Source organism: Bacillus halotolerans (genome assembly GCF_001517105.1).
GTDB lineage: Bacteria > Bacillota > Bacilli > Bacillales > Bacillaceae > Bacillus > Bacillus halotolerans.
This window is the reverse complement of the sequence record NZ_LPVF01000010.1, coordinates 455,472-475,286: the sequence shown is the minus strand read 5'-3', so window position 1 is coordinate 475,286 and position 19,815 is coordinate 455,472. Positions and strand designations below refer to the sequence as shown.

The following is a 19,815-nucleotide window of genomic DNA, read 5'->3' as shown; positions in this document are numbered from 1 at the left end:
AAGATCTTGCGTGTTGTTGAAAATTTACGACATATAAACGAACGAATAAACGAAGCATGTAACAGATCGGGCCGCAGATCCGATGAAGTTACGGTTATTGCAGTCACAAAATATGTGTCGCCTGAAAGAGCACAGGAGGCGGTCGATGCAGGCATCACGTGCCTCGGAGAGAACCGAGACGCCGAACTGCTTCGCAAACAGGAAATCATTACAGGAAATCCGGAATGGCATTTTATCGGCAGCCTTCAATCAAGAAAAGTAAAAGCTGTCGTCAATTCTGTTTCCTATATTCATTCTCTGGACCGGCTTTCATTAGCGAAAGAAATTGAAAAACGGGCTGAAGGTGCTGTCCAATGTTTTGTGCAGGTCAATACCTCGCTTGAGCCCTCTAAACACGGCATGAATAAAGAAGAAGTGATACCATTCATACAGGAGCTTTCCGGCTTTGACAACATTGTTGTGGCCGGACTGATGACAATGGCTCCACTGACTGATGATCAAGATGAGATTAGAAGCTGTTTCCGAACGCTTAAAGAACTTCGTGATCAAGTTCAAGAGCTGAAACAGCCGAACGCTCCATGTACAGAACTGTCGATGGGCATGTCAAATGATTTTGAAATCGCGATTGAAGAAGGGGCTACTTATATTAGAATCGGCTCATCGTTAGTCGGAAATGAAACAGGGGGTGTACAGCAATGAGTATGAAAAATAAACTGAAAAACTTTTTCTCAATGGATGAAGAAGAATACGAATACGAATATATTGAAACTGAGCGGGATTCTCATGAGGAACAGGAACAAAAAGAAAAACCTGCTTATAATGCTGGTAAACCAGCAGCCAAACAGAATGTAGTAAGCTTGCAAAGTGTTCAGAAATCCTCTAAAGTGGTGTTGAGTGAGCCGCGCGTTTATGCGGAGGCGCAGGAAATAGCCGACCATCTGAAGAACAGGCGGGCAGTTGTCGTCAATCTTCAGCGGATACAGCATGACCAGGCGAAACGGATTGTTGACTTTTTAAGCGGCACCGTTTATGCCATTGGCGGCGATATCCAAAGAATCGGTTCAGATATTTTCCTATGCACGCCTGACAACGTAGATGTTTCAGGCACAATTTCTGAGCTCATATCTGAAGACGATCAGAGGTGGTAAAGCGAGATGATCCTTTATCAAGTTTTTTCGGTTTTAAGCTTATTAATTACAATATACTCATTTGCCCTGATCATATATATTTTTATGTCATGGGTGCCGAGTACGAGGGAAACAGCAGTCGGACGGTTTTTAGCGTCGATCTGTGAACCATATCTCGAGCCATTCAGAAAAATCATCCCTCCAATTGCAATGCTGGATATCTCGCCAATCGTAGCCATTCTTGTGCTGCGGTTTGCAACAACCGGCTTGTGGGGGCTTTATCGCATGATTGTGTTTTAAGGTGACAGTTTGATAGGGGGCTTGGCAGCAGCCAAGCCTCTTTACATAGAAGGGAAAGACGATGAGCGATATTTATCAGCACTTCAGAAAAGAGGAGCGTGCCTTTATCGATCAGGCGCTCGAATGGAAAAGAATTGTCCAGGAGCAGTACCGGATGAAGCTGACAGACTTTTTAGATCCCCGGGAACAGGTCATTCTCGCTGCGGTCACGGGACAGGCAGATGTAGGACTGGCTTTTTCCGGCGGCTATGACAGAGCGGAGCGAAAACGGGCCATTTTATATCCTGAGTACATCACGCCGGAAGAATCGGATTTTGAGCTTCAAGCGTTTGACGTTCGCTATGCTGAAAAATTTGTGACGGTTGATCACCGGTCTCTCCTTGGTTCATTAATGGGAATCGGTCTGAAGCGGCAAAAGTTTGGCGATTTCGTGTTTTCAGAGACGGCGGTGCAAATCATTGTCTCAGCTGATACAGCCGATTTTGTTGCGGCTCAGCTTACCCATGCCGGAAAAGCTGCAGTCAAGCTTGAGAAAATTGACTTGTCAGACCTTGAAATTCCTGCACTAGATGTCGAAATAAGAGATGACACCGTTTCTTCTTTAAGGCTTGACGCGGTCTGCGCCTCTATGAGCAGGCAATCACGCCAGAAATCACAAACGCTGGTGAAAAACGGTCTCGTAAAAGTGAACTGGAAGGTTGTTGAAGACCCTTCTTACCAGGTTGCTGAAGGGGATATGCTCTCTATCAGGGGCTTTGGCCGCTGCAGCCTGACAAAAATCGAAGGGAAAACCAAAAAAGACAAGTGGAGAGTCACGTTTGAACGACAAAAATAGTCGGTTTTTCAGTTTTTTTCTCCATCTGTGCGAAATTTGTTTTATAATGTGAACTAGATAACCGTACTGAAATGTAAAAAATGGAGGTGGCATCATGCCATTAACGCCGAATGATATTCACAACAAGACGTTTACAAAAAGTTTTCGCGGATATGATGAAGACGAGGTAAATGAATTCTTAAGTCAAGTCAGAAAAGATTACGAAATTGTTCTCCGTAAAAAAACAGAGCTTGAAGCGAAAGTCAATGAGCTCGATGAAAGAATCGGACACTTTGCCAACATTGAAGAAACGCTGAATAAATCGATTCTGGTTGCCCAAGAAGCAGCTGAGGACGTAAAGCGCAATTCTCAAAAGGAAGCAAAGCTGATTGTTCGGGAAGCGGAGAAAAACGCTGATCGCATCATCAACGAATCTTTATCGAAATCAAGAAAAATCGCAATGGAAATCGAAGAGCTGAAAAAACAGTCTAAAGTGTTCAGAACACGTTTCCAAATGCTGATTGAAGCGCAGCTTGATCTTCTGAAAAATGATGATTGGGATCATTTGCTTGAGTATGAAGTCGACGCTGTGTTTGAGGAAAAGGAATAAATTCTCTGATTACCTTGACATTTTCTTAGCTTGTCGAATATAATACGTTCATAAATTCAGATGAAAAGACGGTTGAAAGGGACAGTCATGTTTCCATCATGCCTTCATAGCGACCCGGAGATGGTGAAAGTCCGGGATGGCCGGAATCATGTAGATCAGCCCTTAAGTTTCCTTTCTGAACTCACAGTAGGTTAGGACGTTCATCACGTTACGATGCTCGAGAGGAAAAAGCGTAAGCCTGGCTTTTTCTAAAAGGGTGGTACCGCGAGATAAGCTTTCTCGTCCCTTATGGGATGAGAGGGCTTTTTTTATTTTCTGAAAAAATTGGTGGAGGAATGAAAATGGATTACAAAGACACGCTCTTAATGCCGAAAACAGATTTTCCGATGCGAGGCAACTTGCCAAACCGTGAGCCTGACATGCAAAAGAAATGGGAGGAGCAGGATATCTACAGTCTAGTACAGGAACGGACGAAAGACCGCCCTAAATTTGTTTTACATGACGGGCCTCCGTACGCAAACGGCGATATCCACATGGGCCACGCGCTTAACAAAATTTTAAAGGACTTCATCGTCCGCTACAAATCAATGAGCGGGTACAACGCACCGTATGTACCGGGCTGGGATACACACGGGTTGCCGATTGAAACAGCTCTTACAAAAAATAAAAAAGTGAACCGCAAAGAAATGTCAGTAGCTGAATTCCGCAAGCTATGCGAAGAATATGCATGGAAGCAAATTGAGGGTCAGCGTGAGCAATTCAAGCGTCTTGGAGTCCGCGGCGACTGGGAAAATCCATATGTGACACTGAAACCGGAATATGAAGCGCAGCAAATCCGCGTTTTCGGTGAAATGGCAAAACGAGGCTATATTTATAAAGGCCTTAAACCGGTTAACTGGTCACCTTCAAGTGAGTCTGCTTTAGCTGAAGCGGAAATCGAATATCAAGACAAACGCTCAGCATCTATTTACGTTGCGTTTGGCGTGAAAGACGGAAAAGGCGTGCTTGAAAACGGCGAGCGCATCATCATTTGGACAACAACGCCTTGGACGATTCCTGCAAACCTCGGCATTTCAGTTCATCCTGATCTGGAATACAGCGTGATTGCAGTCGGTGATGACCGCTTTGTTGTAGCAAGTGCACTGGTTGAAGCTGTAGCTTCTGCATGCGGCTTTGAGCAGTATGAAGTGACAAGAACGATCAAAGGAAAAGATCTCGAAAATATTATCGCTGAACATCCGCTATACGGCAGAGATTCACTCGTTATGCTTGGCGATCACGTGACAACTGACGCCGGAACAGGCTGTGTTCATACAGCACCTGGACATGGGGAAGATGACTTTATCATTGGCCAAAAATACGGCTTAGACGTCCTTTGTCCGGTTGATGAAAAAGGTGTGATGACAAGCGAAGCTCCTGGCTTTGAAGGTATGTTCTATGATGATGCAAACAAAGTGATCACACAGCAGCTCGAAGAAAAAGGCGCGCTCGTGAAGCTTGAATTCATTACACACTCCTATCCGCACGATTGGAGAACAAAGAAACCAACCATTTTCAGAGCAACTGCGCAATGGTTTGCGTCTATTAAAGATTTCAGATCAGACCTGCTGGATGCCATTAAAGAAACCAAATGGGTTCCTGAATGGGGCGAGCAGCGTTTGCACAACATGGTTCGTGACCGCGGAGACTGGTGTATTTCCAGACAGCGTGCATGGGGTGTGCCGATTCCGGTATTTTATGCTGAAAACGGTGAGCCAATCATCACAGATGAAACGATTGAGTACGTTTCAGAATTGTTTAGACAACATGGCTCAAACATTTGGTTTGAAAAAGAAGCGAAGGATCTTCTTCCGGAAGGCTTTACGCATCCTGGAAGCCCGAACGGCACTTTTACAAAAGAACAGGACATCATGGATGTTTGGTTTGATTCTGGTTCTTCCCACCAAGCGGTGCTTGAAGAACGCGAGGATCTCGTTCGGCCGGCTGATTTATACCTTGAAGGCTCTGACCAATACCGGGGCTGGTTTAACTCATCTCTATCAACAGCAGTAGCCGTAACAGGAAAAGCGCCATATAAAGGTGTGCTCAGCCATGGGTTTGCACTGGATGGAGAAGGACGCAAAATGAGTAAATCCATCGGTAACGTCGTCGTTCCAGCAAAAGTCATGAAACAGCTTGGCGCCGACATTTTGAGATTATGGGTGTCTTCTGTTGACTACCAGGCGGATGTTCGCGTGTCTGATGCGATTCTGAAGCAGGTTGCTGAAGTATACCGTAAAATCCGCAACACGTTCCGTTTCCTTCACGGCAACCTGTTCGATTTTGCTCCAAAAACAAACGCGGTGGCTGTTGAAGATCTTCGTGAAGTTGATCAGTACATGCTGATTAAGCTAAACAAACTGATTGATAAAGTGAAAAAAGCGTATGACGAATACGAATTTGCGGTTGTGTATCACAGCATCCATAATTTCTGTACAATTGAATTAAGCTCATTCTATCTGGATTTCGCTAAGGATATTGTATACATTGAGCATGCGGATCATCCGGATAGACGCAGCATGCAGACTGTATTCTATGAAACGCTGCTTGCGTTAGTGAAGCTTACAGCACCGATTCTGCCTCATACCGCTGACGAATTATGGTCTCACTTAACATTTGTTGACGAGCAGAGCGTTCAGCTGACAGACATGCCGGAAACGATTGCGGTTCCAAACAGCGAAGCGACAGAAGATAAGTTTGACCGTTTTATGTCTCTTCGTGATGATGTGCTAAAAGCGTTAGAAACAGCACGAAATGAAAAAATCATCGGTAAATCATTGGAAGCAAGCCTGAAATTGTATCCGAATAAAGAAAACAAAGAGCTATTAGCTTCTATTAAAGAAAATCTTTCTCAGCTGTTTATTGTTTCTGAATTAACCATCAGCGAAGAAAATGAAGCGCCAAACGATGCGCAAAGCTTTGAGACAGGGAAAATCACTGTCGAGAAAGCTGAAGGCGAAATGTGTGAGAGATCCCGTGTGATTTCTAAAGATGTAGGTGCGAACCCGAAATATCCTACATTGTCACTGCGCAACGCTGAAATCGTTGAAAAGTATTATCAGAACTAATGAAAAGAGCCCGGCGCAAAAGCCGGGCCTTTTTTGTGCCAAGAGTGACATCGTTTAGAATGGCAGGAAAAATCTTATGGGCTTTAGATCATCATTCACAGGTAACAATATAGGTATTACGTTAAGAGCAGGAGTTGTGATGAATGAATGATCAACTGACCGCAATTTATACGGAACTTCTTCTGATGAAAGAAGAATTACAGTCGAGATTATTTGAGTATTCTTGCTTTCAGGTTTCAACAAGCCCGCAAGCAGCAATCAATCATAAACAAAAAGCAACTCTGATCTATCATATTAAAGAAGAGCTTCAAGACGTTCTTCTCGCATTGTCGAAAATTGAGGACGGCACATTCGGATACTGTGAAGAAACTGGAGCTCCCATTCCTCTTTCAAAGCTGGCTGTGCTGCCGACAGCGCGAACAGCAAATGATTTTCTGTATTCAGTCCAATTTGAAAAAAAACACTTCCTCTGTGGAAATCAACTGATATCGAATATGATCAGGCGCTGTATGAATAACAGCGCCTCTCCGATTAAGTCTGTATAGAGCTGATATTTCTTTACTCCAGTGCTTTTTATTGATAAAATGCATAATGGACTAAAGTAACCGTATAATGGAGGAACGTTTGTGCTGTATTACGTTATCGCACTACTTATTATCGCAGCTGATCAACTGACAAAATGGCTTGTCGTCAAGAACATGGAACTTGGACAAAGCATACCGATCATTGATCAGGTATTCTATATCACCTCCCATCGCAATACGGGTGCGGCGTGGGGGATATTAGCCGGTCAGATGTGGTTTTTCTACCTCATCACAACTGCAGTCATTATTGGTATTGTTTATTACATACAGCGTTATACGAAAGGGCAAAAGCTTCTTGGTGTTTCCCTTGGACTCATGCTTGGCGGCGCCATCGGCAATTTTATCGATCGGGCTGTCAGACAGGAAGTGGTGGATTTTATCCATGTCATTATCGTCAATTACAATTATCCGATTTTTAATATCGCGGACTCTTCATTATGTGTCGGCGTAATGCTTTTATTTATACAAATGCTGTTGGACAGCGGGAAAAAGAAGAAGGAGCAATAGCATGAATCAATTTGACATAACCGCTTCAGAAGAACAAAAAAGTGAGCGGATTGATAAATTTCTGGCATCGACTGAAAATGGTTGGTCGAGAACCCAGGTGCAGCTATGGGTGAAGGACGGACAAGTTGTCGTGAACGGAAGCCCTGTAAAATCGAATTATAAAATTCAGCCGGGGGATCAGGTGACCGTCACTGTGCCTGAGCCTGAAGCGCTCGACGTGCTGGCAGAACCTATGGATCTGGATATTTACTATGAAGATCAGGATGTGCTGGTCGTCAATAAACCTCGCGGAATGGTTGTGCACCCAGCTCCCGGGCATCTTACGGGTACACTTGTAAACGGCCTTATGGCTCATTGTACGGACCTATCCGGAATAAATGGCGTGATGCGCCCGGGGATTGTCCATAGAATCGATAAAGACACGTCTGGCTTACTAATGGTGGCGAAGAATGATATGGCGCACGAGTCACTTGTAAACCAATTGGTCAACAAAACGGTTACGCGGAAATATACAGCAGTTGTCCATGGGCTTATTTCTCACGATGACGGTACAATTGATGCGCCGATCGGGCGGGATAAGAAAGATCGGCAAAGCATGACTGTAACACGTGATGGAAAAAACGCCGTCACTCATTTTCATGTTCTTGACCGCTTTCAGGAGTTTACGCTTGTGGAATGCCAGCTTGAAACAGGAAGAACGCACCAAATCCGTGTGCATATGAAGTATATCGGATTCCCGTTAGCGGGAGATCCGAAATATGGGCCGAGAAAAACGATCGATTTTAACGGACAGGCGCTTCATGCCGGAATTTTAGGTTTTCAGCATCCGCGCACTGACGAATATATCGAATTTGAGGCACCGCTTCCTGATGATATGACTGCTTTAATCGAAAATCTGAGAAAAACCCGTTGACAGGGCATCTCTTTTTTGAAATAATAAACGAAGCTGAATAGATTCTTTAAAACAGTCCAGAGAGGCTGAGAAGGATAACGGATTGACGGGATACGTGTATATGCACGCACCTTGTCCTAAAACCCCTCTCTGCCAATGGCAAGAGGGGTTTTTTCTTCTAAATGAACTGTGAGGTGTCACATAATGAATCAAAAAGCTGTCATTCTCGACGAACAGGCAATCAGACGTGCGCTGACCAGAATTGCTCACGAAATGATTGAACGCAATAAAGGGATGAATAACTGCATCCTTGTCGGTATTAAGACAAGAGGCATTTACTTGGCAAAACGCCTCGCCGAACGGATTGAACAGATTGAAGGGAATCCTGTAACGGTTGGAGAAATTGATATCACCCTTTACAGAGACGATCTATCCAAAAAAACGAGCAATGAAGAACCGCTTGTGAAAGGTGCAGATATACCGGTAGACATCACAGATCAAAAAGTAATTGTCGTAGATGATGTTCTTTACACAGGAAGAACGGTCAGAGCCGCAATGGACGCCCTTGTCGATGTAGGCAGACCTTCCTCGATTCAACTGGCTGTGCTTGTTGACAGAGGACACAGAGAACTGCCGATCCGAGCAGATTACATCGGGAAAAACATCCCGACTTCAAAAGCTGAAAAGGTTATGGTTCAGCTTGATGAGGTTGACAAAAACGATCTCGTCGCCATTTATGAAAATGAATAATGTATCACCTTTTTAAACGCAATCCAGAGAGGTTGCAAAGAGGTGCACAGCGAAGCCCCGAAAGTATGCGGCCGGTCTTTGTATGCCTCTTTGCGTAAAAACAGCAAAGAGGTTTTTTTATACAGTTATTAAGTCATCCTAATATGAAAAGTCATCAATCAGGGGGAAATCATCATGAGTAAGAAAAAAGTTAATTTAGGAGTCAGGGAAATCCCGAAACCTTTCTCTTGGGTTTCGTTCAGCCTGCAGCATTTATTCGCGATGTTTGGCTCAACGATTTTGGTTCCGAAGCTGGTCGGAATGAGTCCTGCTGTTGCATTGGTGACGAGCGGTATCGGAACACTTGCTTACCTTCTGATCACGAAAGGACAAATACCAGCGTATCTCGGTTCATCCTTTGCCTTTATTTCTCCGATCATCTTGGTAAAAGCGACCGGCGGACCCGGAGCGGCAATGATTGGTGCGTTTCTGGCAGGGCTTGTGTACGGGCTGATTGCCTTGCTGATCAGACAGCTCGGAACAGGCTGGCTGATGAAGCTTCTCCCGCCTGTCGTCGTAGGTCCGGTTATTATCGTCATTGGACTGGGTCTGGCCGGCACAGCAGTAAATATGGCCATGTATGCTGATCCGAATGCCAGTGAGCTGGTTTACAGCTTAAAACATTTCAGTGTTGCAGGTGTCACTTTAGCGATCACGATCATTTGCGCGATTTTCTTGCGGGGCTTCTTAAGCTTAATCCCGGTTTTGATCGGAATCATCGGCGGATACTTGTTTGCCTTGACTCAAGGAATTGTCAACTTCCAGCCGGTGCTTGACGCGAAATGGTTTGCAGTTCCTGAATTTATCATCCCGTTTAAAGATTATACACCGTCAGTGACGCTTGGCATCGCCGCAGCAATGGTCCCTGTCGCATTTGTTACCATGTCAGAGCATATCGGCCACCAGATGGTGCTGAGCAAAGTTGTAGGACAAGACTTCATTAAAAAACCGGGTCTCCATCGCTCAATAATGGGCGACAGCGCGGCCACAATCCTTGCTTCCTTGATTGGCGGCCCGCCTACAACAACTTATGGAGAAAACATTGGCGTACTGGCCATTACGAGAGTGTTCAGCGTCTTTGTTATCGGAGGCGCGGCAGTGATTGCCCTTTGTTTCGGCTTCATCGGCAAAATATCTGCGCTTATCAGTTCAGTCCCGTCATCGGTTATGGGAGGCGTTTCCTTTCTGCTGTTCGGCATCATCGCTTCCAGCGGTTTGAGAATGCTGATTGACAACAAAATTGATTATGAAAATAACAGAAACCTCATCATCACATCAGTCATCCTTGTAATCGGCGTAGGCGGCGCATTTATTCAGGTGTCTGAAGGAGGATTCCAAGTGTCAGGCATGGCGCTTGCGGCAATTGTAGGTGTCATCTTAAACCTGATTCTTCCGCAAGCGAAGGAAGAGCAGGCAGACACATCCGAACAACATCATATTTAAACCTTTTAATGAAAGTCCAGAGAGGCTTGGAAGGGTTATAAAGAGAAGAAAGCTTCACGCTGCTCCTCTATTTAACCGTACCCCGAGTCTATCCAAGACCGGGGTTTTTTCAGCCTTAAACAAGTTGAAATGAGAGGGGAAAGAAAATGAAGCATTTAACGACGATGAGTGAACTCAGCACTGGGGAAATCAAAGACTTGCTTCAGACTGCTCAAAACCTTAAAAACGGAAAAACAGACCATCAGCTGACAGGTAAATTTGCAGCGAATCTGTTTTTTGAACCAAGCACCAGAACACGATTCAGCTTTGAGGTAGCTGAAAAGAAACTGGGCATGAATGTCCTCAATCTTGACGGAACAAGCACCAGCGTACAAAAAGGCGAAACCTTATATGACACAATTCGAACGCTCGAATCAATCGGTGTTGACGCGTGTGTCATCAGACACAGTGAGGATGAGTACTACAAAGAGCTTGTCGGACATGTAAATATCCCGGTTCTGAATGCGGGAGACGGGTGCGGCCAGCATCCGACACAATCATTGCTTGATTTAATGACAATCAATGAAGAATTCAATACGTTCAAAGGTCTTACCGTCTCCATTCACGGCGACATTAAGCACAGCAGAGTCGCGAGGTCTAATGCTGAAGTGTTGACAAGACTCGGTGCCCGCGTTCTGTTTTCCGGTCCGCCGGAATGGCAGGATGAAGAAAATACGTTTGGCGCGTATGTCCCAATGGATGAAGCAGTAGAGACTTCGGATGTTGTCATGCTGCTGCGTATCCAAAATGAAAGACATCAGTCAGCTGTCAGCCAGGAAGGCTATTTAAATGAATTCGGCTTGACTGTAGAACGGGCTGAACGTATGAAGCAGCATGCGATTATTATGCACCCGGCGCCTGTGAACAGAGGAGTGGAGATTGATCACAGCTTAGTAGAAAGTGAAAAATCAAGAATCTTCAAACAAATGCAAAATGGCGTATTTATCAGAATGGCAGTGTTACAGCGAGCCTTACAAACCAATGCGAAAAGAGGAGAAGCAGCGTATGTCATATCTCATTAAAAACGGCTGGATACTTAACGAAAATGGTGAAAAAACAGAACAGGATATTCGAGTGACAGGAGAGGTCATCTCAGAAATCGGCAAGCTTGATGCAACAGATGGAGAAACGGTTATTGACGCGAAAGGATTGCTCGTTTCACCGGGCTTTGTTGACCTCCATGTACACTTTAGAGAGCCTGGCGGAGAGAAAAAAGAAACCATTGAAACCGGCGCAAAAGCAGCGGCGCGCGGCGGTTATACAACAGTAGCAGCTATGCCGAATACACGGCCGGTTCCTGATACGAAGGAGCAGATGGAATGGGTGCAAAATCGCATTAAAGAAACATCATGCGTCAGAGTCCTTCCTTATGCATCTATTACGATCAGACAAATTGGCGATGAGATGACAAACTTTGAAGCATTAAAAGAAGCTGGGGCATTTGCATTTACAGATGACGGCGTCGGTATACAGACAGCAGGAATGATGTATGAAGCAATGAAACGCGCAGCCGCGATTGACAAAGCGATTGTCGCACATTGCGAGGATAACTCCTTAATTTACGGAGGCAGCGTCCATGAGGGGACGTTTTCAAAAGCGAACGGGCTTAACGGCATTCCTTCTGTGTGTGAATCGGTTCATATTGCTCGTGACGTGTTACTGGCTGAGTCGGCAAACTGCCATTACCATGTATGCCATATCAGCACGAAAGAATCTGTGAGAGTCGTGCGTGATGCGAAAAAAGCGGGAATTCGGGTCACAGCAGAAGTTTCACCTCACCATTTACTGCTTTGTGATGAAGACATTCCCGGGCTGGATACAAACTATAAAATGAACCCGCCGCTCCGCGGTGCGGAAGATAGAGAAGCACTGATTGAAGGACTTTTGGACGGAACGATCGACTTTATAGCAACCGACCATGCGCCGCATACAGAAGAAGAGAAAAACACAGAAATGAAGCTGGCGCCGTTCGGAATTGTCGGTTTGGAAACAGCGTTCCCGCTTCTTTACACACATTTTGTTAAAAACGGCAGCTGGACGCTGAAACAGCTGATTGATTATATGACAATCAAGCCTTGCGAAGCGTTTGGTCTCCCATATGGAACACTGAAAACGGGACAAGCAGCTGACATCACATTAATCGATTTGGAAAGAGAAGCAGTTATAGACAAAGAAACATTCTTATCTAAAGGTAAAAACACACCATTTAACGGCCTTAACTGCAGCGGCTGGCCAGTCGCTACAATTGCAGCAGGAACGCTTGCTTATGAAGAAGGGAGACTTGTGAAATGAAAAGACGATTAGTACTGGAAAACGGAGCGGTATTTGAGGGGAAAGCCTTCGGGAGCTTGGAGCACAGCATGGGAGAAGTCGTTTTCAATACCGGTATGACTGGTTATCAGGAAATTTTGTCAGACCCTTCTTATTGCGGGCAGATCGTTACGTTCACATATCCGCTTATCGGAAATTACGGCATTAACCGTGATGACTTTGAATCTATTACGCCTTTTGTTAAAGGATTGATTGTGAAAGAATTATGTGAACTGCCTTCCAACTGGCGTTCAGCTTACACATTGGATGAGTATTTAAAAATGAAAAACATTCCGGGACTGCAAGGAATTGATACAAGAAAGCTAACGAGAATGATCCGCACGGCCGGCGCGCTAAAAGGAACGTTTGCCTCACCTGATGAAGATATCGAAGCAGTACTGAAAAGACTGAACGAAACTGAACTGCCGAGAAATCAAGTATCCCAAGTGTCAGCCAAAACAGCATACCCTAGTCCGGGAAGAGGCAAACGCATTGTCTTGGTGGACTTTGGCATGAAGCACGGCATTTTAAGAGAGCTGAACAAACGGAAATGTGACGTCATTGTTGTGCCTTACAATGTAACAGCAGAAGAAGTCCTTCAGCTGAAGCCAGACGGTATCATGCTTTCTAACGGACCTGGTGACCCGAAAGATGTGCCTGAAGCAATTGAAATGATAAAAGGTGTTCTTGGAAAAGTGCCATTATTCGGAATTTGTCTCGGCCACCAATTATTTGCGCTGGCGTGCGGAGCCGATACTGAAAAAATGAAATTCGGTCACAGGGGCTCTAACCATCCGGTAAAAGAGCTTGCAACCGGAAAAGTTGCCTTAACATCCCAAAACCATGGCTATACAGTTTCATCTATTAATGAAACAGAGCTAGAAGTCACACACATCGCGATAAACGACGATACGATTGAAGGGCTGAAACACAAAACACTGCCGGCATTTACGGTTCAATATCATCCGGAAGCATCACCTGGTCCTGAGGACGCTAATCATCTATTTGACAGATTTATCGAAATGATCGAAACAACAGAGAAAGAAGGGGAAGCGGTATGCCAAAACGCGTAGACATTAACAAAATTTTAGTAATTGGGTCAGGACCAATTATCATCGGTCAGGCAGCTGAATTTGATTATGCGGGAACTCAAGCCTGCCTTGCATTAAAAGAAGAAGGCTATGAGGTTATTCTTGTCAACTCAAACCCGGCGACGATCATGACCGATACAGAAATGGCTGACCGGGTTTACATCGAACCGCTGACATCTGAATTTCTGACACGGATCATCAGAAAAGAGCGTCCTGACGCCATTCTTCCTACACTCGGCGGGCAAACAGGCTTGAATCTTGCGGTTGAGCTTTCTGAGCAAGGCGTGCTGGAGGAGTGCGGCGTTGAGGTGCTCGGCACAAAGCTTTCTGCAATCCAGCAAGCTGAGGACCGTGACTTGTTCAGAACATTAATGAATGAGCTGAATGAACCCGTCCCTGAAAGTGAGATCATTCACTCGCTAGAAGAAGCGGAGAATTTCGTCAGCCAAATCGGATTTCCTGTCATTGTCCGCCCTGCATATACATTAGGCGGCACAGGCGGAGGGATTTGCTCCACCGAAGCTGAGCTGAAAGAAATTGTAGAAAACGGCTTAAAATTAAGCCCGGTTCACCAATGTTTGCTTGAAAAAAGCATTGCCGGCTACAAAGAAATCGAATACGAAGTCATGAGAGACAGCCAAGATCATGCGATTGTCGTTTGTAATATGGAGAACATTGATCCGGTCGGAATCCATACAGGAGACAGTATTGTCGTCGCACCGAGCCAAACGCTCAGCGACCGGGAATATCAGCTTCTGCGGAATGTATCTTTAAAACTGATCCGTGCGCTTGGAATTGAAGGCGGATGTAACGTACAGCTCGCTTTAGATCCAGACAGCTTCCAATACTACATCATTGAAGTGAACCCGCGTGTCAGCCGTTCATCTGCCCTTGCATCAAAAGCGACAGGCTATCCGATCGCAAAGCTCGCAGCTAAAATCGCCGTCGGCCTTTCATTAGACGAGATGATGAATCCGGTGACAGGTAAGACATATGCAGCGTTTGAACCAGCGCTGGACTATGTCGTATCTAAAATACCGCGCTGGCCATTTGATAAGTTTGAATCAGCAAACAGAAGGCTCGGCACTCAGATGAAAGCGACGGGAGAGGTAATGGCGATTGGCCGCACGCTTGAAGAATCGCTGCTGAAAGCTGTGCGTTCACTGGAAGCTGATGTGTATCATCTTGAATTAAAAGATGCCGCTGATATTTCAGACGAGCTTCTTGAGAAGCGGATTAAAAAAGCCGGAGACGAGCGTTTATTCTACCTGGCTGAAGCGTACAGAAGGGGCTACACAGTTGAGCAGCTTCATGAATTCTCTGCCATCGACCTCTTTTTCCTGCATAAGCTGTTCGGAATCGTTCAGTTTGAAAAAGAGCTGAAAGCAAATGCGGGCGATACAGATGTGCTGAGACAGGCAAAAGAACTCGGATTCTCTGATAAGTACATCAGCCGCGAATGGAAAATGAAAGAATCTGAGCTTTACAGCATGAGAAAACAAGCGGGAATCGCACCGGTATTTAAAATGGTGGATACGTGCGCGGCGGAATTCGAATCAGAAACGCCATACTTCTACAGCACATATGAAGAAGAAAATGAATCTGTTGTTACAGATAAGAAAAGCGTGATCGTACTTGGCTCCGGCCCAATTCGAATCGGCCAGGGGGTTGAATTTGACTACGCCACGGTTCACTCTGTGTGGGCAATTAAACAAGCAGGTTATGAGGCAATTATCGTCAATAATAACCCGGAAACCGTGTCGACCGATTTCAGTATCTCAGACAAGCTGTACTTTGAACCGCTTACGATCGAAGATGTCATGCATATCATTGACCTCGAACAGCCGATGGGCGTTGTCGTGCAATTTGGCGGACAAACTGCAATCAACCTTGCTGACGAACTTTCTGCACGCGGAGTCAAAATCCTTGGAACGTCATTAGAAGATTTAGACCGTGCGGAAGACCGGGATAAGTTTGAACAGGCGCTGGAAGAACTTCAAGTGCCGCAGCCGCTTGGCAAAACTGCGACATCGGTTGATCAGGCGGTAAACATCGCAAGCACCATCGGCTATCCGGTACTGGTGCGCCCTTCATATGTGCTTGGCGGACGGGCGATGGAAATTGTCTATCATGAGGAAGAGCTGCTTCATTACATGAAAAACGCAGTCAAAATCAATCCGCAGCATCCAGTCTTAATTGACAGATATCTGACTGGGAAAGAAATCGAAGTGGATGCGGTGTCTGACGGCCAAACCGTTGTCATTCCGGGAATCATGGAGCACATTGAGCGTGCGGGCGTGCACTCCGGAGACTCCATCGCGGTCTATCCGCCGCAGTCTCTGACGGAAGACATTAAGAAAAAAATTGAACAATATACGATCGCACTCGCGAAAGGGCTGAACATTGTCGGCTTGCTCAACATTCAATTCGTCCTGTCACAAGGTGAAGTATACGTGCTTGAAGTCAATCCGAGATCAAGCAGAACGGTGCCGTTTTTAAGCAAGATCACGGGCATTCCGATGGCGAACCTCGCGACAAAAGTCATTCTCGGGCAAAAGCTGGCTGAGTTTGGCTACAATGAAGGCCTGCAGCCTGAACAGCAGGGCGTATTTGTAAAAGCGCCGGTCTTCTCCTTCGCGAAGCTGAGAAGAGTGGACATTACGTTAGGGCCTGAAATGAAATCAACAGGAGAGGTCATGGGCAAAGATTCCACTCTTGAAAAGGCCCTCTATAAAGCGCTGATAGCTTCAGGAATTCAAATTCCTAACTACGGTTCCGTGCTTTTAACAGTGGCTGATAAGGACAAAGAAGAAGGGCTTGCCATCGCTAAACGATTCCATGCGATCGGGTATAACATTTTAGCGACCGAAGGAACGGCGGGGTATCTCAAGGAAGCGTCAATTCCAGCGAAGGTCGTCGGAAAAATCGGTCAGGACGGCCCGAACTTGCTTGATGTGATCAGAAACGGAGAAGCCCAGTTTGTCATCAATACGCTGACAAAAGGAAAGCAGCCGGCAAGAGACGGATTTAGAATCAGACGTGAATCAGTAGAAAACGGTGTTGCCTGCTTAACATCTTTAGATACGGCAGAAGCCATTTTGCGGGTGCTGGAAAGCATGACGTTCCGTGCCGATCAAATGCCGGCAATCAACACAAATCAGGAGGCGGCAATCACTATATGAAAAAGCGTATTTGACGGTGTGTGCTAACCAGCAAATTGCAGACCGGGTGTATCAAATGGTTCTAAAAGGGGAGCTTGTCCAAGGGTTTACTGTCCCGGGACAGTTCCTTCATCTGAAAGTGAGCGAAGCGGTTACGCCTCTTTTGCGAAGACCAATCAGCATTGCTGATGTTAACTTTGAAAAAAATGAAGTCACCATGATTTATCGAGTAGATGGGGAAGGAACAAGACTCTTGTCGCTGAAGCAGAAGGGAGATCTCGTGGATGTCCTCGGGCCTTTGGGCAATGGCTTTCCAGTAGATGAAGTCCAACCCGGAAAGACGGCTTTGCTGGTAGGAGGCGGTGTAGGAGTCCCGCCTCTCCAAGAACTGTCGAAACGTTTAAAGGAAAAAGGCGTAAAGGTCATACACGTTTTAGGATTCCAATCGGCAAAGGATGTTTTTTACGAAAAAGAATGCCGACAGTACGGCGACACATATGTAGCAACAGCTGACGGAAGCTACGGGGAAACCGGGTTTGTCACAGATGTCATCAAACAAAAAAATCTTGAATTTGACATTCTCCTCAGCTGCGGGCCGACACCGATGCTAAAGGCGCTCAAGCAAGAATACGCCCACAAAGAGGTTTACATTTCCATGGAAGAACGAATGGGCTGCGGTATCGGTGCATGCTTCGCCTGTGTGTGCCATACAAACGAAAGTGAGACATCCTATGTAAAGGTATGTCTTGACGGACCTGTATTTAAAGCTCAGGAGGTGGCGCTGTAATGCTAAAGGTGAAATTGCCGGGTCTGGATTTGAAAAATCCGATCATTCCCGCATCAGGCTGCTTCGGTTTTGGAAAAGAGTTTGCGCGTTTTTATGATTTGTCTTGTCTCGGAGCAATCATGATCAAAGCTACGACAAAGGAGCCCCGCTTCGGGAATCCGACACCTAGGGTAGCTGAGACTGGCGCTGGAATGCTCAATGCGATCGGTCTGCAAAATCCAGGACTGGAAAGCGTCTTAGAAAATGAGCTGCCATGGCTTGAGCAATTTGATACGCCTATTATTGCCAATGTCGCCGGCTCACAGGTCGAGGATTATGTTGAAGTCGCACAACATATCAGCAAAGCGCCTAATGTCCATGCGCTTGAATTGAACATTTCCTGTCCGAACGTCAAAACAGGCGGAATTGCTTTTGGCACAAATCCTGCCATGGCTGCTGATTTGACGAAGGCTGTTAAAAAAGTGTCAGATGTGCCTGTATATGTGAAGCTTTCTCCGAATGTGGCAAACATCACAGAAATTGCGGTAGCGATCGAAGAGGCGGGTGCGGATGGTCTAACGATGATCAACACATTAATCGGCATGAGGCTCGATTTAAAATCAGGCAAGCCAATATTAGCCAATAAAACTGGAGGGCTTTCGGGTCCTGCTGTAAAGCCTGTTGCCATCCGCATGGTGTATGAGGTCAGTCAGGCTGTCAGCATTCCGATTATCGGGATGGGAGGCGTTCAGACGGCCGAAGACGCATTGGAATTTCTTCTGGCTGGAGCAAGTGCGGTCGCTGTCGGAACAGCAAATTTCGTGAATCCTTTCGCATGCCCTGACATCATTGAACAGCTCCCAGCTGTTTTACGCCGATACGGCTATGAATCTGTTGAAGAATGCATCGGAAGGAGCTGGAAGCATGAAAAACAACCTGCCCATCATCGCGCTTGATTTTGCATCAGCTGAAGAAACACTGTCATTTTTAGCGCTTTTTCACAAAGAACCGTTATTTGTGAAGGTTGGAATGGAGCTTTTTTATCAAGAAGGCCCGGCTATCATTGCACAATTAAAAGAAAGAAACTGTGAGATCTTTTTAGATTTAAAGCTCCATGACATTCCGACCACGGTGAATAAAGCAATGAAGCGTCTTGCCTGCCTTGGAGTCGATCTCGTCAATGTTCACGCAGCCGGAGGCAAAAAAATGATGGAAGCAGCCCTGGAAGGCTTAGAGGAAGGCACGCCGGCAGGAAAACAACGTCCGTCACTTATTGCGGTAACCCAGCTGACAAGCACATCTGAACAAATGGTAAAGGATGAGCTGCTCATCAGAAAGCCTCTCATCGACACGGTTGTGCACTACAGCAAACTGGCGGAGAATAGCGGACTTGATGGAGTAGTGTGCTCTGTGCATGAAACAAAAGCCATTTACGAAGCAGTGTCGCCGTCGTTTTTGACGGTGACCCCGGGTATCCGTATGTCAGCAGACACTGCGAATGATCAAGTTCGCGTTGCAACGCCTTCTATAGCAAGAGAAAAAGGGTCATCAGCAATTGTTGTGGGACGCTCTATTACAAAAGCTCTAAATCCGCTAAAAGCCTATGAAGCTGTCAAACTCGAATGGGAGGGAATCAAACAATGAAACAAATCATCGCAAAACATCTATTAGACATTCAAGCTGTATTTTTACGCCCGAATGAGCCGTTTACATGGGCGAGCGGCATTTTATCGCCAATTTACTGTGACAATCGCCTTACCCTTTCTTTCCCAGAGGTAAGAAATGATGTTGCTGCAGGCATCAGCAAGCTTATCCAGGAGCATTTCCCGGAAGCTGAGATGATCGCAGGAACAGCGACAGCAGGTATCCCTCATGCGGCATTGGCGGCTGACCGTTTGAACCTGCCGATGTGTTATGTGAGAAGCAAACCGAAAGCACATGGAAAAGGCAATCAAATTGAGGGTGCAGTTCAAAAAGGCCAAAAAACAGTTGTCATAGAAGATTTAATTTCCACAGGGGGCAGCGTACTCGAAGCTGCAGCAGCTCTGAAAACCGCTGGCTGTGAAGTGCTTGGTGTGGTATCAATCTTTACGTATGGACTTCCTAAAGCGCAGGAAGCGTTTGCTGAGGCTGATCTTCCATACTACTCGTTAACTGATTATGACACACTGACAGAGGTTGCACTTGAGAATGGAAATATTCATTCAGATGACCTGAAGAAGCTGCAAACATGGAAAATGAATCCCGAGTCAAAAGATTGGTTTAAAAATTAAAA

At 45.7% G+C, this 19,815-nt stretch carries 18 protein-coding genes, 1 pseudogene and 1 other annotated feature; all 19 genes and pseudogenes read left to right on the top strand.

Annotation, left to right across the window (positions count from 1 at the left end; all coding sequences use genetic code 11):
- Window positions 1-6 precede the first annotated feature (6 nt).
- Window positions 7-699, top strand: coding sequence for a YggS family pyridoxal phosphate-dependent enzyme (locus tag AU387_RS12770; RefSeq protein WP_059335828.1), 693 nt, complete (start codon window positions 7-9; stop codon window positions 697-699).
- Window positions 696-1,148: a cell division protein SepF gene (sepF, locus tag AU387_RS12765; protein ID WP_024121333.1), complete on the top strand. Its 453-nt coding sequence runs from the start codon at window positions 696-698 to the stop codon at window positions 1,146-1,148. The genes AU387_RS12770 and sepF overlap by 4 nt, the downstream gene beginning before the upstream one ends.
- Before the next feature lie 6 nt (window positions 1,149-1,154).
- On the top strand, window positions 1,155-1,427 hold the full coding sequence (locus AU387_RS12760) for a YggT family protein (RefSeq protein ID WP_059335827.1): 273 nt from the start codon (window positions 1,155-1,157) through the stop codon (window positions 1,425-1,427).
- 61 nt (window positions 1,428-1,488) lie between these two features.
- On the top strand, window positions 1,489-2,262 hold the full coding sequence (locus tag AU387_RS12755) for a YlmH family RNA-binding protein (protein ID WP_059335826.1): 774 nt from the start codon (window positions 1,489-1,491) through the stop codon (window positions 2,260-2,262).
- A gap of 94 nt (window positions 2,263-2,356) precedes the next feature.
- On the top strand, window positions 2,357-2,851 hold the full coding sequence (gene divIVA, locus AU387_RS12750) for a septum site-determining protein DivIVA (protein WP_010334179.1): 495 nt from the start codon (window positions 2,357-2,359) through the stop codon (window positions 2,849-2,851).
- 62 nt (window positions 2,852-2,913) lie between these two features.
- Window positions 2,914-3,141 (top strand) — a binding site (T-box leader).
- 51 nt (window positions 3,142-3,192) lie between these two features.
- Window positions 3,193-5,958: an isoleucine--tRNA ligase gene (gene ileS / locus AU387_RS12745; RefSeq protein ID WP_059335825.1), complete on the top strand. Its 2,766-nt coding sequence runs from the start codon at window positions 3,193-3,195 to the stop codon at window positions 5,956-5,958.
- Between the two features lie 143 nt (window positions 5,959-6,101).
- Window positions 6,102-6,475 (top strand): annotated as a pseudogene (ylyA, locus tag AU387_RS12740) (sporulation-related RNA polymerase-binding protein YlyA).
- Window positions 6,476-6,584: 109 nt separating this feature from the next.
- Window positions 6,585-7,049, top strand: a complete 465-nt coding sequence (lspA, locus tag AU387_RS12735) for a signal peptidase II (RefSeq protein ID WP_010334181.1) — start codon at window positions 6,585-6,587, stop codon at window positions 7,047-7,049.
- 1 nt (window position 7,050) lies between these two features.
- Window positions 7,051-7,962 (top strand): RluA family pseudouridine synthase, encoded by a 912-nt coding sequence (locus AU387_RS12730; RefSeq protein ID WP_059335824.1) that lies wholly within the window; start codon window positions 7,051-7,053, stop codon window positions 7,960-7,962.
- 183 nt (window positions 7,963-8,145) lie between these two features.
- A complete protein-coding gene (pyrR, locus tag AU387_RS12725) occupies window positions 8,146-8,691 on the top strand; it encodes a bifunctional pyrimidine operon transcriptional regulator/uracil phosphoribosyltransferase (protein WP_024121338.1) in 546 nt (181 codons plus the stop codon).
- A 174-nt stretch (window positions 8,692-8,865) separates the two neighbouring features.
- Entirely contained in the window at window positions 8,866-10,173 is a 1,308-nt protein-coding gene (pyrP, locus tag AU387_RS12720; protein WP_059335823.1) for a uracil permease PyrP, read from the top strand.
- 146 nt (window positions 10,174-10,319) lie between these two features.
- Complete coding sequence (locus AU387_RS12715; protein ID WP_059335822.1) at window positions 10,320-11,234, top strand: aspartate carbamoyltransferase catalytic subunit; 915 nt, start codon at window positions 10,320-10,322, stop codon at window positions 11,232-11,234.
- Complete coding sequence (locus AU387_RS12710) at window positions 11,218-12,504, top strand: dihydroorotase (RefSeq protein WP_059335821.1); 1,287 nt, start codon at window positions 11,218-11,220, stop codon at window positions 12,502-12,504. The genes AU387_RS12715 and AU387_RS12710 overlap by 17 nt, the downstream gene beginning before the upstream one ends.
- Complete coding sequence (locus AU387_RS12705; protein WP_044155956.1) at window positions 12,501-13,595, top strand: carbamoyl phosphate synthase small subunit; 1,095 nt, start codon at window positions 12,501-12,503, stop codon at window positions 13,593-13,595. The genes AU387_RS12710 and AU387_RS12705 overlap by 4 nt, the downstream gene beginning before the upstream one ends.
- On the top strand, window positions 13,580-16,795 hold the full coding sequence (gene carB / locus AU387_RS12700; RefSeq protein ID WP_059335820.1) for a carbamoyl-phosphate synthase (glutamine-hydrolyzing) large subunit: 3,216 nt from the start codon (window positions 13,580-13,582) through the stop codon (window positions 16,793-16,795). The genes AU387_RS12705 and carB overlap by 16 nt, the downstream gene beginning before the upstream one ends.
- Entirely contained in the window at window positions 16,770-17,561 is a 792-nt protein-coding gene (gene pyrK / locus AU387_RS12695) for a dihydroorotate oxidase B electron transfer subunit (protein ID WP_082687907.1), read from the top strand. Before carB ends, pyrK begins: the two co-directional genes overlap by 26 nt.
- Window positions 17,561-18,496 carry a dihydroorotate dehydrogenase gene (locus AU387_RS12690; protein ID WP_059335819.1) on the top strand — a complete coding sequence of 312 codons (936 nt, stop codon included), beginning with the start codon at window positions 17,561-17,563 and terminating at the stop codon, window positions 18,494-18,496. Before pyrK ends, AU387_RS12690 begins: the two co-directional genes overlap by 1 nt.
- Window positions 18,465-19,184 carry an orotidine-5'-phosphate decarboxylase gene (pyrF, locus tag AU387_RS12685; protein ID WP_059335818.1) on the top strand — a complete coding sequence of 240 codons (720 nt, stop codon included), beginning with the start codon at window positions 18,465-18,467 and terminating at the stop codon, window positions 19,182-19,184. The genes AU387_RS12690 and pyrF overlap by 32 nt, the downstream gene beginning before the upstream one ends.
- Entirely contained in the window at window positions 19,181-19,813 is a 633-nt protein-coding gene (pyrE, locus tag AU387_RS12680; RefSeq protein WP_059292811.1) for an orotate phosphoribosyltransferase, read from the top strand. The genes pyrF and pyrE overlap by 4 nt, the downstream gene beginning before the upstream one ends.
- Window positions 19,814-19,815 lie beyond the last annotated feature (2 nt).

Coding starts and splice junctions, on each gene's coding strand:
- pyrE (WP_059292811.1), top strand. CDS start 19,181: ATGAAACAAATCATCGCAAAACATCTATTAGACATTCAAGCTGTATTT.
- AU387_RS12710 (WP_059335821.1), top strand. CDS start 11,218: ATGTCATATCTCATTAAAAACGGCTGGATACTTAACGAAAATGGTGAA.
- pyrF (WP_059335818.1), top strand. CDS start 18,465: ATGAAAAACAACCTGCCCATCATCGCGCTTGATTTTGCATCAGCTGAA.
- sepF (WP_024121333.1), top strand. CDS start 696: ATGAGTATGAAAAATAAACTGAAAAACTTTTTCTCAATGGATGAAGAA.
- AU387_RS12715 (WP_059335822.1), top strand. CDS start 10,320: ATGAAGCATTTAACGACGATGAGTGAACTCAGCACTGGGGAAATCAAA.
- AU387_RS12755 (WP_059335826.1), top strand. CDS start 1,489: ATGAGCGATATTTATCAGCACTTCAGAAAAGAGGAGCGTGCCTTTATC.
- carB (WP_059335820.1), top strand. CDS start 13,580: ATGCCAAAACGCGTAGACATTAACAAAATTTTAGTAATTGGGTCAGGA.
- AU387_RS12760 (WP_059335827.1), top strand. CDS start 1,155: ATGATCCTTTATCAAGTTTTTTCGGTTTTAAGCTTATTAATTACAATA.
- pyrP (WP_059335823.1), top strand. CDS start 8,866: ATGAGTAAGAAAAAAGTTAATTTAGGAGTCAGGGAAATCCCGAAACCT.
- AU387_RS12705 (WP_044155956.1), top strand. CDS start 12,501: ATGAAAAGACGATTAGTACTGGAAAACGGAGCGGTATTTGAGGGGAAA.
- AU387_RS12690 (WP_059335819.1), top strand. CDS start 17,561: ATGCTAAAGGTGAAATTGCCGGGTCTGGATTTGAAAAATCCGATCATT.
- ileS (WP_059335825.1), top strand. CDS start 3,193: ATGGATTACAAAGACACGCTCTTAATGCCGAAAACAGATTTTCCGATG.
- AU387_RS12730 (WP_059335824.1), top strand. CDS start 7,051: ATGAATCAATTTGACATAACCGCTTCAGAAGAACAAAAAAGTGAGCGG.
- pyrR (WP_024121338.1), top strand. CDS start 8,146: ATGAATCAAAAAGCTGTCATTCTCGACGAACAGGCAATCAGACGTGCG.
- divIVA (WP_010334179.1), top strand. CDS start 2,357: ATGCCATTAACGCCGAATGATATTCACAACAAGACGTTTACAAAAAGT.